Here is a 279-nt window from a genome sequence, read left to right on the forward strand (position 1 = left end):
TGCTCTGGAAACAAACCTACAAGCAGGTGCTGGGGTCGAATGTTGTTCTGGTGATATGCTTTGGGTTGATCTGGGCTATAGTGATCTGGATGTTGGTTAGGGAATTCCAGGGAGATACTACAGAGATCACCGTTTCCTGGTTCAGTATCCTTAACTCGTTCTTTATTATTGTCTTTGCTTCTTTCTTTTCTAAATGGTGGGAAAGCAAATACAATCCTTCCGCAGCATGGAAGTATAGTTTTGGGCTTATCCTACTGGGTCTTGGATTTGGATTACTGG

1 pseudogene is annotated in these 279 nt (G+C 43.0%); it reads left to right on the forward strand.

From position 1 onward, the window contains the following. Nucleotides 1–279, forward strand: a pseudogene (locus HC175_RS23685) (peptide MFS transporter); the annotation flags it as partial.

The organism is Salinimicrobium oceani (assembly GCF_012037645.1).